Below are 14,238 nucleotides of genomic sequence, written 5' to 3' on the forward strand. Positions count from 1 at the left end.
CCCTGAACCTGTGGCACGGAATCCAACGCCTCAACAACGTCAGCTTTGAACTTCGGTAAGTCTACCCCTAGCTGCTTAAGCAATGAGCTGACACTTCCATTTTGGTCAAGCAATGCATGAATCAGATGCACTGGTTCGATAAACTGATTATCCTTTCCAAGCGCAATCGACTGAGCATCCGAAAGCGCCATTTGTAGCTTGCTAGTTAATCGGTCAATTCGCATTTTAAACCTCTCAGTTGGGCTATGATGTCACAGCCCGTCGTTTTACTTGCGTATTAAGATGGGAGCGAAAAACAACAATTCAAGGCCTTCGGCGCCAAATAATTGACGCAGATCAAGCCAAAGCACCCTAACAAATCGAGATCCTGTGCACGCCATAAGCATCCCAAGTCCGTTTAAATCCAGCCTCATCGCACTGCTGTTAGCGCTTTTAATCGTCGGCATTGAAAGCGTAGAAAACCAAAACCTATTTTGGGGCCCCCTCCACGATAGCGCCCATGCTTTTGCAGCCTATCTCTGCACTGCTCTCTTGATTTCCCTGCTCAAGTCAGAACAACAAACAACTGGATTTCGGCTAGCCCAAATCGGCGGCGCGCTCTTTGCGACAGGCATCGCGATTGAGCTCATTCAGCCAGCACTTGGGCGAAGCGCAAGCTTCACAGACATCTACTATAACTTTGTTGGCATTGTCTGTGCCCTTGCTGTTAGCGCTAGTCGACAGCTCAATCCCGTGCCAAAAGCATGTGTCCGAGTGATATCCCTCGCGCTGCTACTGTCGTCCTTAACAGTCCCCGCCATTGGCGCCGCAACACTTTCGAAACGAAATCAGGCAATACCCAGCCTGTTAAACTTTGAAGATAGCTGGCAGAGACGACTTTATCGAGCCGGAGGCAGTGCCAATCTCAGTCTAATCAGCAAACCGAAAGGCTGGGAAAATGCCAGCACAGCACTCAAAGTTGATTTTCCAACAACAAAATACCCAGGCGTTAGCGTCCCTCACGTCTTTCCCGATTGGCGGAATTATCATTTTCTCAAGCTCAGTATTTTTTCCAAAAACCAAGACACCATTGCGCTTACAATCCGCATTCATGACAAAAAACACAATCACAGCTATGACGATCGTTACAACCAGCGTTTTGAAATACAGCCCGGAACAAATGACATCGAGATCGAGTTAAGCGCGGTGCAACATGCACCAAAAGCAAGACAAATGGACATGGGAGAAGTCACCGGCCTAGCCATGTTTGCAGCTCAACCAGAAGAGACCTTCTCTCTTTATTTCGACGACCTGCGCCTAGAATAAAAAGACGCGTGGCACTTAAACCAGATAAATAAGAGAGGCCATCCTGCCAGAACGCACACCATCTCTTCGAAACGAGTGAAAACGTTCTGCCTCATCGTAGGTGCAGAAATCGCCACCATAAATATGAGCCACGCCTGCTTTAGCGAGTATTATTCGAGCAATCCCATAAAGATCACACAGGTACTTTTCTTTCCCCTCGCCCTGAAGCGCGCCTTGCAACTTAAAGGCCGAGGCATAGACCGCGCCACGAGATTCAAACGCGTTTTTTACTTCTGCGCCCACCTCAAAGTTTCTTTGAGATATGGTCGGCCCCAAAAACGCAATCACCTCGTTTGACGAATCAAAACAGCGCAGAGCCCGTTGAATCACACCTTGCGCCATACCTCGCCAACCGGCATGAACGGCGGCAACGCGAGAGCCGGAAAGATCACATAACAGTACGGGCATGCAGTCTGCGGTCATCACGACACAGCCTTTTTTAGACATGGTTGTTGTCGCAGCATCTGCGACTATTGGAGATTCACAACACACAATGCTTTGATCCAAATCTGCAACACGAACGCCATGGACTTGCTTCAACCAAAGAATATCGGTCGACTCAAGTCCGGCCTCATTAGCAAATACCGCCCTATTTTCTGTAACAGACTCAGGATCATCACCAACATGGTCGCCAAGATTCAAGCTCGCATACGGACCGCCGCTCACACCCCCTTTGCGGGTCGAAACGATCGCACGTACATTTTTAGGTGCCGGCCAGTCTGGCGTAATAAACTCGCTGTCCATGATACTCACCTTGAGTGACGCACCAGCCAAAGGTCAAACTTCATCAGCCCGACCAACTAAATCGAGCAGTGCGCGCATATCGTCTGGCAGATCGACCTCCCAACTAACTTCTTCTTCATCAACAGGGTGAATCAGCGTCAGTTTTTTCGCATGCAACGCCTGCCTTGGGAAGGCTTTTAACGCCTCTTTGAATTCTACACTCGTGCCGGCAGGAACTCGCGAGCGACCGGCATATGTCGGGTCACCCACTAGCGGATAACCAATGTGCGCCATATGCACACGAATCTGATGCGTTCTGCCCGTTTCCAGCTTTACTCGAATATGAGTATGGTGCTCAAACTTCTTGATCAATCGATAGTGGGTAACGGCCGGTTTACCAAATGGCGTCACGGTCATTTTCTTGCGATCGCGAGAATGTCGGGCAATGGGCTCATCAACCGTTCCACCCCCCGTCATTACGCCGGTCACCACGGCTTCATACTCGCGACCCATGCTTCGATCTTGCAGCTGCCCAACGATGTGCGCATGTGCTTGCAACGTTTTCGCTACGACCATTAATCCTGAGGTATCTTTGTCTAAACGATGAACAATGCCGGCCCTCGGGACATTGTTGAGTGCCTCATTGTAATGCAGCAACCCATTTACGAGTGTGCCAGAGTAGTTCCCAGCCGCTGGGTGAACGACAAGACCCACGGGCTTGTTCAAGATGAGAATCGACGCATCTTCAAAAACAACATCCAACGCCATCGGCTCAGGAAGCCAATCACCCTGAGCTTCAAGCTCTGCGCTCACCTCAACCAGATCATTCGCTTTGACCTTCTCTTTTGGTTTGTACTGAGAGCCATTAACCGTAATAGATCCCTGCTTTATCCATTGTTGAAGGCGTGATCTTGAATAATCAGGCATGAGCTCAGCAAGTGCCTGATCCAGGCGCATTCCTGAGTGTTCAATGGTGATAACAAAATCTGCTTCTACGCTTTCGCTCATACCTTTGTATTCCGTGCGGCAGAACCCTTACGGAAGGGCTCAAGTTTGTGAGATAATTCGGCATTATAGCTGTCTTGGCAAAAAATCTCTGAGCTAATCACTGCGTCGCCAAGCATATCGAAAATCCAAGAGTAATATTTTATGCGTCAGTGGATAAAACACTGTTTAATTTTAGTTGTGAGCGTCACCTTTCTGGCGGCTTGCAGCTCCGCTCCAAAAAAAGAATCCAGCGAAAAAGAGCTGTACGACACCGCAAAAAGATCCATCAAGCTGCGAAATTTCCAACAGGCAACGATCGCCTTGGAAGAGCTAGAATCGCGGTTTCCGTTTGGCAAATATGCTGAACAGGCACAACTCGATCTGATCTATGCACGCTATAGCGCACTCGACTTAGATGGCGCCATACTCGCAGCCGACCGCTTTATTCGGCTTCACCCGCAAAGCCCAAGCGTCGATTACGCCTACTATCTACGAGGGATCGCGAACTACAACCTCGACGTAGGCATTGCTACGCAGTTCGTTACAGATATCGACATCACCTCGCGAGACCCGGGCAACATGCGTCTCGCTTTTCAGGATTTTTCTCAGCTCATTACTCGCTTCCCACAGAGCCAATATGCCGCCGATGCACGTAAACGTATGGTGCTAATACGAAATCGCCTCGCAGCATACGAGCTACACGCTGCGCGCTACTATATTCGCCGAGAGGCGTATACCGCAGCGGCGAACCGTGCGGCATTTGTCGTCGAAAGTTTCCCAAGTAGCCCTGCAACTGAAGAAGCGCTTGGCATGATGGTGGAGCTGTACGACGAGCTTGGCTTGCAAAAACTCAAAGACGACGCCCTGCTCGTACTAAAAACGAACTATCCAGATGGGATCGCATTTGATCGTAAAGGCGAGTTCAAAAAGCAATTCATAAAACGGGAGGGGCGAACACTACTTAGTGTTATCACCTTCGGCTTTCTGGATTAATCCTAGAACTTTTTCTAAAAGGGTGTAGAAGAGATGACGACAAAATCAGACATTCTTCAAGAGATGCGCGTACTTCCTGAGATTGATGTCGCGCAAGAGATTGAAAGACGCACCGCATTCATCAAACAAACTCTTCACAAGTCGGGAATGAAAACGCTGGTACTTGGCATCAGCGGTGGCATCGACTCTTGCACCTGCGGCAAGCTTGCACAGCGCGCAGTGAACGAGCTGAACGAAGAGCGGGGCGCAAAGGAGTATCAGTTTATTGCCGTTCGCCTACCCTATGGCGAGCAGCGAGATGAACAGGACGCGCAAGACTCCATTGCCTTTATTCAGCCTAGCCGCTCAATCACACTGGACGTAAAACCCGGAACAGACGCGATTCATGAGCAAGTGAGCAAAGCGCTCATGGCAGAAGGTGAGATGCCGGGAGACACCTACAAAGTAGACTTTGCGAAAGGCAATACCAAAGCACGCATGCGCATGGTCTCACAATATTATGTAGCGGGTCTTCTTGGCGGCCTCGTTCTCGGCACAGATCATTCTGCCGAAAACATCACAGGCTTCTACACAAAATACGGTGACGGTGCGGTCGACCTCATTCCTCTTTTTGGCCTCAACAAAAGACAGGTTCGCGCGCTCGCTGACGGTCTAGGCGCACCCGATCATCTTGTGAACAAAGCACCTACCGCAGACTTGGAATGCCATGATCCAGGCAAAGAAGACGAACATGCTCTCGGAGTCAGTTACGACCAAATCGATGATTTTCTCGAAGGCAAAGACGTCGAAGCTTGGGTCGAGGAAAAACTGGTTGGTATTTACAAGGCTACCCAACACAAGCGTCAACCGATCCCGACCATCTACGACTGACCGCAAAATACCTACAAAAAGTAGATTACGACAAAGTTTGAAGGACCGAAGCAAGCGTATACTGCTTGTTTCGAGCTTCTAATTCAGCCGCTTTGTTGAGTCCACTATGCACACTTCAAAAAATAACAATACTGCCCAAGACACGTCATCAGACGAGCAATTCGATTTTGACCAAATTATTATCGGCTCGGGCTTCGGGGGATCTTGCAGCGCCCTTCGCCTTAGCGAGAAGGGCTATCGCGTTCTCGTACTCGAAAAAGGCAAACGCTGGAAAGAAACAGACTTCCCCGAAACAAATTGGAACTTTAAAAAGTACCTTTGGGCGCCCAAACTCGGCATGACCGGCCCATGGCAAATTACACCAACCAGAAAAGTTGTCGCCTTACATGGTTCTGCTGTAGGCGGCGGCTCTCTCATCTATGCCAACACGCACTACATTCCAAAGCCTGAAGTATTCAAAGCGCCACAATGGACGCGCAGTCGGGACAACTGGTACGAATCATTACAGCCCTTTTACGCACTCGCTCAACGGATGCTCGGCACGAGCACAGGTCGTTATGAAGGGCCTGCCGATAAAGTATTGCAAGACGTCGCCACCGACATGGGTAAAGCAGACACCTATGAGTTGGTAAACACCGGTGTCTACTATGAAGATCAAAAGAAGGCGGCCAACGGAAAGAAAGACCCTTATTTTAATGGCGATGGCCCTGAAAGAGAGTCATGCGATTTGTGCGCACGTTGCATGATCGGCTGCCCGAAAAATGCCAAGAATACCTTAGAGAAAAACTACCTGTATTTTGCCGAGCGCAATGGCGTAGAAATACGCGCGGAATCGGAAGTGGTACACATTGAGGTTCTTGAAAACGCACAAGGAAAACGCGACGGCTCGGCAGGTTACGAACTTACCATTCAAAGCTCGACTGGCTGGTTCAAAAGTAGCTACAAGCTCCGTACTCGCGGTCTTGTGTTATCCGGCGGCGTACTGGGCACGCTCAAGCTATTGATGCAAAGTAAATACAAACATCAAAGCCTACCCAAGCTCTCAAACACCTTAGGTCGGGAAGTACGTACTAACTCAGAAACCTTTTATTCAGTTGGCTTTGATACAAAAAACGAGTTCAAAGAGAATGAGATCTCTCGCGGGCTTTCAATCACCTCCGCGTTCAAACCTGACGAGGTCACCACCATCGAGCCCGTGCGTTTCAATAAAGGTTCAGACTCAACATGGCTGACGTTCTCGTTTGTGCCGCTCACTAACGCGGGCGGTATTCCAAGAGCACTACGCTTATTGATTAATGTGCTTCGCAACCCGTTTAAAGCTGTCCGCTTACTCAACCCTGTCGGTAAAACCAAAAATTCAAGCATCCTCATGATCATGCAGAGCGAAGACAGCTACGTGCATGCCAAGTGGAAGCGCGCCTGGACGAAGTTATTTCGCAAGCAGGTAACGATTGAGCAGGAGCCTGGCGACAAGAAACTCACCAACTATTTCGATGTTGGTCAGGACGTTGCAAAGCGATATAGCGAAAAAGCCAAAGGCGATGTTGGCAACGTTGCGTTGGACATACTCGTCAACACGCCACTTACCGCACATATCATGGGCGGCGTTCCGATCGCAAAATCAGCTGACGCAGGTGTTGTAAATGAAGCAGGCGAAGTCTTCGGCTACGAGAATTTACGTGTGCTTGACGGTTCCATCATTCCCGGAAATCTCGCCGTCAACCCATCGCTCACCATACTGGCGTTGAGCGAATATGCGATGGCAAAAGTACCCGTATTTAACGAGAAAAGAGCCGCTGCCATCACGCCGATAGAATTTTCAGAGGCCTTGCCCGGCATGGCCTCTGAAATGCAAGGAAGTGGTGATCTGTTGCGCCAAGCGATCAGACTGAGCGAAGAGCTCGAGGGCAAGCATGTGGAAGCGAAAAAACCGGTCGAGCCTTTGATCGAAGCGTAAGCCCCCTCAAAAAACAAAAAGCCCCGAAGTGCGTCAGCACATCGGGGCTTTTTTACTGCAGCTAAAAATCGCGCGATTGCTTAGCCTACGATTTCAACAAGCTCAATATCAAAAATCAGCGTTTGATATGGACCAATTGCACCACCAGCACCACGCTCGCCATATGCAAGGTGGTAAGGAATATACAACTTCCACTTAGAACCAACATTCATCAACTGAAGCGCTTCTGTCCAGCCTGCAATCACACCGCCAACAGGGAATTCAGTCGGCTCGCCACGATCATAAGAGCTATCAAACTGCTCACCGTTAATAAGCGTGCCACGGTAGTGTGCACGAATCACGCTATCGGAAGTTGGCGTCGCACCAGAACCTTCAGTGATCACTTCGTACTGCAAACCAGACTCTAGAACGGTCACATCATCACGCTTGGCATTTTCAGCAAGGAACGCTTCGCCCGCAGCAGAAAACTCTTTGGCTTTCTCTGCATCAGCAGCTTGCAAACGCTCTTGAATAACACCAAACGCAGCGTTGATTGCTTCACCTTCAATACGAGGAGCTTTCGCGGCAAAACCATCCTCAATACCGGCTAGAGCTGCTTCCAAAGAAACACCTTCGAAAACGCTCGCTAATTGCTGACCCATTTGTAAGCCAACACCGTAGGATGCTTTAGATTCATCCGTCGAAAAGTCTAAATCAGACATACTTGCTCCAAGTTAATTCGTTGAACGAGCAGTTATTGGGGCTGGTTTTTGGAATTAAAGGTTTCACACGACATTTTTGGGTACTTTACCCGGCCCTTAGATTGCTCTTTACATTCAAAGGGCCGTAATATTAGATGGATAGAAACAACAATAAGCTCGCTTCGGCGACATCGAACGTGACGACCTTTATGGCACAGACACTTCCGTCAAATCTAACCGACTTTCAAACGATTCTCGCTCGAGCACAAGAGCGTAAAGGCGGTGCCAAAAATTTGTCTGCACTTCTTCGGTCCCCCCTCACAAGCACAGAACTGACGAACATCCCTGAGGATCGCTACCTCTCAGCGATAACGCGCTGTATTAACCGCGCCGGATTCAGCTGGAAAGTGATCGATCAAAAATGGCCGGAGTTTGAAGAAGCTTTTTTCGGCTTTAAAGTCGATACGCTGGCCCTTCTCTCAGATGAACAGTGGGAGGCCTATCTCGATGACCGCAGGGTCGTCCGTTCTGGTCAAAAAATAAAAGCGTTACGCGACAATGTATCGTTTGTATATGACCTGCGCTTTACCGATAAAGGCATTGCCCAGCTCATTGCGAACTGGCCTACCGACGACCAAATCGGTCTAATGGCGACGCTCAAAAAACGTGGATCAAGACTTGGCGGCAACACAGGCCAATACTTTTTGCGCATGATGGGCAAAGACAGCTTCGTACTGAGTCGCGATGTTATTCTCGCGCTCCAAAGCGCAGGCCTCGACATTAAAGCAGAGCCGAGCTCGCAAAAAGAGATGAAGCTCATACAAGCCGCGTTTAATGAATGGCACCAACAAAGCCAGCTCACTTATACACAACTAAGCCAAATATGCGCATTTTCAAATGGCGATAATTATCTTTGATATATGGGCTTACCGGCTCGCGAAACTTCGACAAAAAACGGAGTTACTTTAAGCGTAAATAGAGTAGTAAAACATGTCCGTACCAGTTCTTTGGGGTTCACGCCTGTCACCCTATGCGTTAAAGCTTGAAGCGGCATTGCAGTACAAAGGCATCGCTTATCGACGCCTTCCTGCGCAAGGAACGCACTTCGAAAACGCGCGCCTAATGCTCCGTCTTGAAACGGCCAAAAGGCTTGGCGAGGTGATTCGCTATCCGGTAGTGGAAGACGCCTTTGATGAATACCCTTTACTGCCCTACTTTTCATACGACAAACGCACATTTGAATACGACAGTAGCAGTATATTGCTCCGCATGGAGGCCGAACATGAGGGCCATTCAATTGTTCCCAATGATCCAGCGCATCATTTTCTAGTCCGCTTTATCGACCACGCGTTTAACGACTTCGGGCTGTATCTCGTTCACCACATGCGTTGGGTTGGTTCGGCCAAGTCGAATCGCATGGGCAGACGCCTTGCTGCAGAATTCAAAACAGCCTTGCCGCCCGGCGGCGCTTGGCTGCTCTCACGCACCTTTCCCACACGACAAGTAAAACGCCTCCCCTACCTCATGAGTGTCGCACCTCAAGGCTACAAAGCGGGTGTAAAGTCCAGCTTAACGCCCCCTAGTAAACGGGATTTTCCAGAAACACATACGCTACTAGAACAAAGTTGGAAGGCGATCCTTGAGGCAATGGAGCTTGTGCTAGCCCAGCAAAACTATTTGTTTGGTGACCGATTCACTTTGGCCGACGCCAGCGCCTATGGGCAACTGGGTATGAATTTGGTCGACCCAGAGGCGGCTGCTCGCATGAAAGACATCGCACCACAAACATTTCACTGGCTTGAGCGAATCCAAAACGGCCAATTTGTCGAAACTAATAGAGAATCCGATGCGCCACTTCAGATCAACTCGCGGCTCGACAATCTCTTAAATGTATTGATGGGAACCTATGGCGCGTTGATGGTGCAAAACGAGCGCGCCTTCATCGTTGCTGAGGCAAACGGGCAAACCCGCTTTAACGAAACGGCATTTGATGCCGGTGAGGCGCTATATATAGGCAAACTGCGCGGCTATCCGTTTCGTACTGTCATCAAGGCCTTCCAAGTGCGACCTTGGCGAGAATTAAAGCAGCAGTGGCAATCGTTAAACGAAGCCGACAAGGCGATCATCAAGCAACATATGCAGCTAAGCGAATTATTTGAATCAACTGAATCTCGCAAGTAAGGAGAATGTTAATGACACACCAGTGCAGCTGCCCTTGCGGCAAAACCGCATTCACCGTTGAGAAGCCCCCTTTTGCACGCTTTTACTGCCACTGCGAGATATGCCAAAAACTTTATGACAAGGCTTATTCAGACGTCACGATTGTGCGCAGCAAACACGTACACCTTGAGCACCCAGACGTCGATTTTAAAAAATATCGCTTACCGCCCGCGCTCGATCGTGGCACCTGTAAAGCCTGCGGTAAGCCTGCAGCTGGCTTTTTAAAAGGCATTCCTGGCCTTGGTTTAGCGTTTATTACAGCCGACAACTTCCACGACGCCTCGATACTACCCAAGCCATTGGGTCACGTGTTTTATCATCGCAAACAAGCGGAGGTGAACGACGCATTGCCGAAAGTCAGCGGTTACTTCTCCAGCGAGATCGCTGTTTGCAAGTGGGCCTTGCCTCGGCTACTAAAGGATTAGCTGGTATACAATGCAGTCAGATCTATTTCCTTCCGAGAACATTCAAACACTCTCTAGCAGCTTCCCCAAAAAAATGGTGCTTATTGATTGCGAGACAACCGGCGGAAAGCCCAGCCAACATCGAGTGATAGAAATCGGATTACTGTTGATAGACGACGGCCAGATAACTGATCGCTGGCAAACCTTTCTTGACCCGGAGCGAGAACTACCTCCATTTATCACCAAGCTTACGGGCATCTCGCCCCCCATGTTAGTTGGCCAACCACACTTTGCCGATGTCGCAGAGACACTGCGAGAGAAACTCAAAGACCGAATTTTCGTTGCGCACAATGCGCGCTTTGACTATGGCTTCATCAAAACCGAGTTTGAGCGCGCAGGCATCGCTTTTAATGCCAAAACACTATGCTCGGTAAAGTTCAGCCGTGCCCTGTACCCGCAATTTAAGCGCCATGGCATTGATCAAATCATCAAACGTTTTGACTTTTCAATTGAGAACCGACATCGCGCAATGGACGATGCGGACATCATCTGGAAGCTGTTTGTTAAATCCACGCAGCTTTACTCTGATGAAGAACTCGCAAGTGCACTCGGCCCGATTTTAAAGACACCCTCTCTGCCGCCAAAGATCAAACAAGCACAAGTCAAAGCGCTGCCTCAAGCGGCCGGCGTCTATTACTTTTATGACGAGAACGGCACCCTGCTTTACGTCGGCAAAAGTGTCAATATTCGCGCGCGCGTCATGAGCCACTTCACCAGTGATTACCGCAGCTCGAAAGAAATGATCATGAATAGCAAGGTAGCGCATTTTGATTTTCAGCGTACACCAGGGGATTTAGGTGCACAATTGCTCGAAAGCAACGAGATAAAACGGCTTTCTCCGCTATATAACCGGCGCCTTAGACGAACTCGAAAACTGTTTAGCTATGAAGTACAACCTGGCCCCTATGGCTTTAAGCTCGTCACCATTCGAGAAACAAAAAGCGACCAAGCACCTGACGAGAATGTCGGTCTTTTTCGCAGCCCGCGTCAAGCGAGCAAGCGTTTAGAAAAACTCGCAGACGACTACTTTCTTTGCTTTAAGTTACTCGGCCTTGAAGGACATCCTGAAGATCAAAGCCCCTGCTTTCGACGCCAACTAAAACGCTGCTTCGGTGCCTGTGAAGGCGCGGAAGCACCCGAGGACTACAACGCGCGACTCGCCGTCGCGATGAGTCAGCAACAGCTCGTACTTTGGCCCTTTGACACACCGATTTTAATCGAAGAAGTCGACCCTAGCGATGCTGAATTCAAGCTCTTTCATCTGGTAGATCAGTGGCGCTACCTAGGTCGCGTTATGAATGAGGAAGAGCTACACGAAAAGGGCTATTACAGTCTTCGAAAGACAAGCAACCTAGCCCCGCATAATACACATCAACAGGAAGAGGAGCTCTACATCGATCCTGCTGCTGAGCCGAATTTCGATCTAGACATCTACCACATTCTACTGCGCTTTTTGCTAAAGCCGGAACAGCGCCAATTAAATCAATTACGCATTCACACGCTTCATAAAACCAACTCAAATACTGACGACTGATCGCACAGGCTCGATTATTTCAACGAAAGCCCCAACTGTTTAACAATTCTTGATCGATCAACTCCTCCACGAGGCGAAGATTTTGGTAGACTTGCGCCCGCTTTAGGTTTTGCTTCGTCCACACAGATTCTCTTGCCCTCGCGCAGACTCCTCCTCGGTCGTGAGGTAAGTGTATACATTCGAGCAGAACCTTTGTCAGATTAACGACTAACGCGAATCAAACACAGTTGATTGAGGCGCGTTTAGGTTTCCGGAGAACACATGCTGCCGCGTTTGCCACTATGGATACTTTGCGCCTTTGCACTCTCTGCGTGCTCTGTTTTTGAAACGCGTGAACCCTTGGCTGAACCAGAAATCAAAATTGTCAAAGAGATCGTCGTTAAGGAAGTACCACAAGAATGCCCAATTTGTGCTGCCCTTCCTGAAAGGCCAGACAAAGCGAACGCTCTGAAGTCATGCGAACCGATTCAGGCAAAACCCAAGAAACCAACCCAAAAGAAGGGCCCGGTTACAACAACGCGACTCCCGATCATCGGAGAGGTTGAGTGGGTCTCTATCAACCAGAAAGCACATAGATTTAAAGCGCGCATCGACACCGGAGCAGCGACGAGTTCTATTCACGCAGAAGACATTAAGCTATTCGAGAGAGACGGAAGAACATGGGCGGCCTTTAATATCAAACCTCATCGTTCGAAAAACAGTGTCCGCATCAAAGCGCCCGTGGTGCGTAAAGTGAGTATTAAGCAACATGATCGCAACTCAGACCGTCGCCATGTAGTAGAGCTTACTCTCATGATGGGCAACATCGAGATGCGCACCGAAGTGAACCTAAATGATCGCTCCGAGTTCGTATATCCTCTACTTATTGGACGAAGCTTTCTTGAAGGGCATGCTGTCGTTGACACTAGCCAACGCTTCATGATGCTAGATTGATGAACGCGCTATGAATTCACGTATCCAGATTAGCGTTTTTATTTGCATCCTCATCATCTTGGGTGTGGGCGCCATCGCCTATAAAAATCAAGTTCTTTCCTTCCCCCTGTCCACTAGCGAAGACCAAGAAGTCTGGTCAGTCGAAATCAAGCTATCGTTTGAATCTACAGAAGATGTCGTCACGGTCGCATTAAATGCAGCCGACATAAACCCCTATCGAAGAACACGAATTACCGAACATTCAGGGCCATTCCAACGCAAAAAAACAAGGTTGGAAAACAACTATGAAACGGTCTCGTTCGAGGGCGAAATGCCGCCTGGTAAACAAGAGCTGCTCATCCGTTACGAAACCTGGTTTTTGAGTCATAACGACTACGAACACGCCAAACCAGAGCCACTGGCAGAGCCGGAGTTCTTGGACGAGGAAAAGCAATCTGTTAAAGACATTACCGCCCGGCTAAACCGCCTCTCTTCCCCCAAAGAGAAAGCGCTCGCACTCTTGGATATGATGCACACCTCCGAGCCAAGTATCCGCCGCTTGCTCAGTGAAAAAGCCCGCCTCAAGGAACGGCTTGCGCTTGCTCAAAACATATTGGCCCTCGCTGGCGTACACACAAAAACCGCACAAGGCCTAATGCTACGTGACCGCAAACGGAACACGCCCATTCAGCAGTTTTTGCTTGTACATGAAGATGGCGCGTGGCTCACCATTGATGCGCAAGAAGAGTATGTTGTAGAGCCAAATCGGCTGATGTTGTTTCAAGAGGGTAACGAGCCGCTCATTGAAATTTATGGAGGCCGCAATGCAGAGCTTCGGTTTTCGATGCTGCGAGAATACCGCAACGCGCTTAACGCCTCTGTGGAGGACCAAGGCGCGTCAAAAAGCTTGTTTATCGACTTCTCCATTTATTCACTACCTATTTCCGAGCAAAGCACCTTTAAACTGCTACTCATCATCCCTCTTGGTGCGCTCGTGGTCGTTATTTTGCGTAATCTGGTGGGTATTCGCACCTCCGGTACGTTTATGCCAGTGCTAATTGCATTGGTGTTTTTGCAAACCGAGCTTATTGAGGGCCTAACGCTCTTTATCCTCGTGATTAGTATTGGGCTCTTGCTGCGCTCTTGGTTAAGCCGACTAAACCTATTGCTCGTACCGCGTATTGCCTCTGTATTGGTGTTCGTCATCATCATCTTTGCCGCCATCGGTATCGCCAGCCATAAACTGGGCATTCCTTGGGGGCTTAAAGTCACCTTCTTCCCAATGATTATTACCGCTTGGACGGTCGAGCGATTATCCATTTTATGGGAAGAGGAAGGGCCGCGAGAAGTTGCCATTCAAGGATTCGGCAGTTTATTCACCGCAATCCTAAGCTATCTATTAATGAGCAACCGATATGTTGAGGACTTCGTATTCCTTTACCCCGAAAGTTTGCTGTTAGTGCTCGCTGCGATTTTGACCATTGGCAATTACAACGGCTACCGGTTAAGCGATTTACGCCGTTTTAAATCAATATTGGAACATCACTAGTCGTG

At 49.1% G+C, this 14,238-nt stretch carries 14 protein-coding genes; 10 read left to right on the forward strand and 4 right to left on the reverse strand.

Annotation, left to right across the window (positions count from 1 at the left end):
* On the reverse strand, positions 1 to 224 hold a 224-nt coding region (locus A3750_RS20505; RefSeq protein ID WP_156498796.1), incomplete at its 3' end, for a Clp protease N-terminal domain-containing protein.
* A 145-nt stretch (positions 225 to 369) separates the two neighbouring features.
* Here A3750_RS20505 and A3750_RS20510 point away from each other — a divergent pair.
* Positions 370 to 1,305, forward strand: coding sequence for a hypothetical protein (locus A3750_RS20510; RefSeq protein WP_068520172.1), 936 nt, complete (start codon positions 370 to 372; stop codon positions 1,303 to 1,305).
* A 15-nt stretch (positions 1,306 to 1,320) separates the two neighbouring features.
* Here A3750_RS20510 and pgeF read toward each other — a convergent pair whose 3' ends face one another.
* Together pgeF and rluD are read right to left on the reverse strand one after the other, a co-directional pair.
* Entirely contained in the window at positions 1,321 to 2,088 is a 768-nt protein-coding gene (gene pgeF / locus A3750_RS20515; protein ID WP_068520173.1) for a peptidoglycan editing factor PgeF, read from the reverse strand.
* A gap of 33 nt (positions 2,089 to 2,121) precedes the next feature.
* Positions 2,122 to 3,075 (reverse strand): 23S rRNA pseudouridine(1911/1915/1917) synthase RluD, encoded by a 954-nt coding sequence (gene rluD / locus A3750_RS20520; RefSeq protein WP_068451658.1) that lies wholly within the window; start codon positions 3,073 to 3,075, stop codon positions 2,122 to 2,124.
* 141 nt (positions 3,076 to 3,216) lie between these two features.
* Here rluD and A3750_RS20525 point away from each other — a divergent pair, with 141 nt between their 5' ends.
* The 3 genes from A3750_RS20525 (at position 3,217) to A3750_RS20535 (ending at position 6,874) form a co-directional block, all read left to right on the forward strand.
* Positions 3,217 to 4,047, forward strand: a complete 831-nt coding sequence (locus tag A3750_RS20525) for an outer membrane protein assembly factor BamD (RefSeq protein ID WP_068451656.1) — start codon at positions 3,217 to 3,219, stop codon at positions 4,045 to 4,047.
* Between the two features lie 33 nt (positions 4,048 to 4,080).
* Complete coding sequence (gene nadE, locus A3750_RS20530; RefSeq protein WP_068451654.1) at positions 4,081 to 4,917, forward strand: ammonia-dependent NAD(+) synthetase; 837 nt, start codon at positions 4,081 to 4,083, stop codon at positions 4,915 to 4,917.
* A gap of 106 nt (positions 4,918 to 5,023) precedes the next feature.
* The gene (locus A3750_RS20535; protein ID WP_068451652.1) at positions 5,024 to 6,874 is read left to right on the forward strand and encodes a GMC oxidoreductase; all 1,851 of its coding nucleotides are present in this window, start codon (positions 5,024 to 5,026) and stop codon (positions 6,872 to 6,874) included.
* Positions 6,875 to 6,954: 80 nt separating this feature from the next.
* Here A3750_RS20535 and A3750_RS20540 read toward each other — a convergent pair whose 3' ends face one another.
* Positions 6,955 to 7,575: an FKBP-type peptidyl-prolyl cis-trans isomerase gene (locus tag A3750_RS20540; protein ID WP_068451650.1), complete on the reverse strand. Its 621-nt coding sequence runs from the start codon at positions 7,573 to 7,575 to the stop codon at positions 6,955 to 6,957.
* Between the two features lie 134 nt (positions 7,576 to 7,709).
* On the opposite strand from A3750_RS20540, the gene A3750_RS20545 reads away from it, so the two are divergent.
* From A3750_RS20545 to A3750_RS20570, 6 genes are all read left to right on the forward strand, one after another.
* Positions 7,710 to 8,471, forward strand: coding sequence for a DNA-3-methyladenine glycosylase I (locus A3750_RS20545; protein WP_197466121.1), 762 nt, complete (start codon positions 7,710 to 7,712; stop codon positions 8,469 to 8,471).
* A gap of 73 nt (positions 8,472 to 8,544) precedes the next feature.
* Positions 8,545 to 9,735, forward strand: a complete 1,191-nt coding sequence (locus A3750_RS20550; protein WP_068451647.1) for a glutathione S-transferase C-terminal domain-containing protein — start codon at positions 8,545 to 8,547, stop codon at positions 9,733 to 9,735.
* Positions 9,736 to 9,746: 11 nt separating this feature from the next.
* Positions 9,747 to 10,199, forward strand: a complete 453-nt coding sequence (locus A3750_RS20555) for a GFA family protein (protein WP_068451644.1) — start codon at positions 9,747 to 9,749, stop codon at positions 10,197 to 10,199.
* A gap of 10 nt (positions 10,200 to 10,209) precedes the next feature.
* Positions 10,210 to 11,772, forward strand: a complete 1,563-nt coding sequence (locus tag A3750_RS20560) for an exonuclease domain-containing protein (RefSeq protein ID WP_068548720.1) — start codon at positions 10,210 to 10,212, stop codon at positions 11,770 to 11,772.
* 261 nt (positions 11,773 to 12,033) lie between these two features.
* Positions 12,034 to 12,705, forward strand: a complete 672-nt coding sequence (locus A3750_RS20565) for a RimK/LysX family protein (RefSeq protein WP_068452378.1) — start codon at positions 12,034 to 12,036, stop codon at positions 12,703 to 12,705.
* Between the two features lie 10 nt (positions 12,706 to 12,715).
* Complete coding sequence (locus A3750_RS20570; protein WP_068452381.1) at positions 12,716 to 14,233, forward strand: UUP1 family membrane protein; 1,518 nt, start codon at positions 12,716 to 12,718, stop codon at positions 14,231 to 14,233.
* Positions 14,234 to 14,238: the final 5 nt, after the last annotated feature.

Source organism: Oleiphilus sp. HI0079 (genome assembly GCF_001635105.1).